This is a genomic window from Halopseudomonas sp. (assembly GCF_041579695.1).
Taxonomy (GTDB): domain Bacteria; phylum Pseudomonadota; class Gammaproteobacteria; order Pseudomonadales; family Pseudomonadaceae; genus Halopseudomonas.
In genome coordinates, this window is record NZ_JBFGFI010000177.1 from 1 (window position 1) to 2,486 (window position 2,486).

The 2,486-nt window shown below is 64.5% G+C and carries 4 protein-coding genes; 2 read left to right on the plus strand and 2 right to left on the minus strand.

Going from position 1 to position 2,486, the window contains the following annotated elements:
* Both ABYA88_RS16090 and ABYA88_RS16095 read left to right on the plus strand, forming a co-directional pair.
* Positions 1–283: energy transducer TonB (locus ABYA88_RS16090; protein ID WP_373188396.1), on the plus strand; the 283-nt coding region annotated here is incomplete at its 5' end.
* Entirely contained in the window at positions 283–1,365 is a 1,083-nt protein-coding gene (locus ABYA88_RS16095; RefSeq protein ID WP_373188397.1) for a tetratricopeptide repeat protein, read from the plus strand. The genes ABYA88_RS16090 and ABYA88_RS16095, both read left to right, overlap by 1 nt.
* 34 nt (positions 1,366–1,399) lie before the next feature.
* Here the strand turns inward: ABYA88_RS16095 and ABYA88_RS16100 are convergent, their stop codons facing one another.
* Complete coding sequence (locus ABYA88_RS16100; RefSeq protein WP_373188398.1) at positions 1,400–1,921, minus strand: DUF3299 domain-containing protein; 522 nt, start codon at positions 1,919–1,921, stop codon at positions 1,400–1,402.
* Positions 1,922–1,949: 28 nt separating this feature from the next.
* Positions 1,950–2,486 (minus strand): ABC transporter permease (locus ABYA88_RS16105; RefSeq protein ID WP_373188399.1); only part of this gene is annotated, 537 nt, incomplete at its 5' end.

Genomic DNA, 2,486 nt, shown 5'->3' on the forward strand with positions numbered 1-2,486 from the left:
GCTGTCGGAAGAAGTGACCCCGCTGGTGGACATTCCGCCAAACTACCCGCGTCGCGCGTTGGCTGCCGGCATTCAGGGCGAGGTGACCCTGGCGTTTACCATCACCGCCGAGGGTCGGGTAGACAACCTGCGGGTAACCCATGCAGAGCCAACGGGGGTTTTCGAGCGTGAAGCCCGCCGCGCGGCGAGCCGCTGGCGCTTTGCTCCGCGCCGGGAAAATGGTCAGCCGGTTGCCCGTGAAGCGACCAAGACACTGTATTTCCGCCTGGAGGGACGCCGCTGATGCGTATTCTGCTGTGGCTCCTGCTTTCCGTCGCCTGCAGTGCCCAGGCGCAGCAGACTATCGATCCGCAGGTATTCCAGGCGCTGAACGGTGCGCGCGAGGCGCAGCAAAGTAAGGATTTCGCCGCAGCCAGAATTCAGCTGGAAGCCGCTTTATCCACCACCGAGCCGCGGAGCCTGGAGCGCGCTTTGGTGCAGCAGCGGCTGGGCTACCTGGCGATCGAGCGTCAACGCAATGCCGAGGCAATCGACTGGTTACGCAAGGCGCTCGCCCAGAAGCAACTGGACGATCAGGCGGCCAGTCAGGACCGGCGTAACCTGGCGCAGTTGCTGGCGCAGGCCGGAGAGAACGCTGAAGCAGTCAGCCTGCTCGAGACCGAGCTGGCTGCTGGCCGCTTGCCGCTGGACACACGGCGCCTGCTGGTCCAGCTTTACAACCGACTGGAGCGTTACAGCAAGGCGATCCCGCTGGCAGAACAGGTAGTACGCGAGGATCCCGGTGTAGAGGCGATCTGGTACCAGCTATTGGCGGGCATGAACTACCGGCTGCAGCGTTATCAGGCTGCGGAAAAGTGGTTCCGCGTGCTGCTGCGCCGCGAGCCGCACAATGCACAGATATGGCGTCAGCTGGCCGGGGTGCAGAGCCTGGATCGCCGACAGGTTGACGCGGCTGCCACGCTGCGGTTGGCCTACGAGGGCGGTATCCGTCTGAGTGAGACCGACCTGGAAAATCTGGTGGCGCTGCAGGTTGCCGCCGGGGCGCCCTGGCAGGCGGCCCGGCTTCTGGAGGCGCTGGTGCAGCAAAAGCTGTTACCGGTCAGCCGCAATCGCAGCGAGCGACTGGCCCAGCTCTGGCAGCAGGCGCGGGACCACGAGCGCGCGCAAAACGCTTGGCTACAGCTGGCCCGGAGCACCGGACAGGCAGACCATTGGATACGGGCGGCTTCCATTCAGCTGGAACGCGGCAGGTGGTCCGAACTGCTCGATACAATCGCCCAGGCCCGGTCTGGTGCTTCGGTGCAGCAGCGGCAGATGCTGGACAGCTGGTCCGAATACGCGCGGCGTGCGCTGGAGCAGGGCTGATACGGCCGGTGATTCTCCGGATAATCCCCGGGGCTCAGTAGCTATAGGGTTCCACGCTGGCGTTGGCGATCCGGTAACCGGCATTGGCCAGATCGCTTTCCACATGCTCTACCTGCATCGCCCCGCTGATCCAGAATGGCTGGTACAGCGCCGCCAGTTCGATGCCTTTCGCGCTGCGCACGTGAACGATCTGATTGGACGGTGGCGGCGGCACGTGAATACACGCGCCGAAGTAGGGCACCAGTAAAAACTCGCTGACGGCCCCGTCCGGGTCGATACCCAGCGGCACTATGTAGCCGGGCAGCTTCACTTCGCGGCCATCGAGTGAGGTCACCACCGGCGCTGCCGGTTCCATTTGCGCTGCGGGATCGCCGAACTCTTCATCGCTCAACGTGTCGGCAAGGGCCGAGAGGTCGTGGGTCGGTTGTTGCATGCCAGCCAGCTCGCGCGCCTCGGGTGGCACCAGATCGCCCCAGCTCAGTTCCTCTACGGCCACGGCGGGCAGCGCCAGGAATGAAAACGCGCAGGCAGTGGTCACGGCGGCAAGATAGCGCATGCAATACCCCATCAGGTTTCAGATTGAGTCAGGTTCGGATCGACAGGCCGTCGGCGAGCGACTGCCGGTAGGCGCGCCAGGCGGGGATGCTGCCCATCAGCACACTGGCGGCCAGAATAGCGCCGAGCAGCGCCCATTCATAGAGCCCCGGGGGTGTAATGGCGATGAACAGCCCGTAGCGTGACAGGATCAGCGGCTGGGCGATCCACAGGCACAGGTACATTAGGCCAAGCCCGAGCACGATGCCGGCGAGCGCCAGGCTGGCCGCCTCCAGCAGCAGCAGGCTGAATACATGCCGTGGCCTGGCGCCTACTGAGCGCAGGATGGCCATCTCGCGTCTGCGCTCGTTGAGACTGCTGAGGATCGCCGTCAGCATGCCGACCAGACCGGTCAGCACGACAAACAGCGAAACAATGAAAAGCGCCTTCTCGGCCATGCCCAGAAGGCTCCAGAGTTCCTGCAATGCTACACCGGGGAGGATCGCCTGCAGCGGTTCGCCGCCGAACTGGTTGATGTCCCTCTGAACGGCGAAGGTGCTGATGCGGCTGGTCAGGCCCAGCAGCAC

Bases quoted from the DNA above. Each gene is read 5' to 3' on its own strand.
- ABYA88_RS16100 (WP_373188398.1), bottom strand. From the start codon at position 1,921: ATGCGCTATCTTGCCGCCGTGACCACTGCCTGCGCGTTTTCATTCCTG.
- ABYA88_RS16095 (WP_373188397.1), top strand. From the start codon at position 283: ATGCGTATTCTGCTGTGGCTCCTGCTTTCCGTCGCCTGCAGTGCCCAG.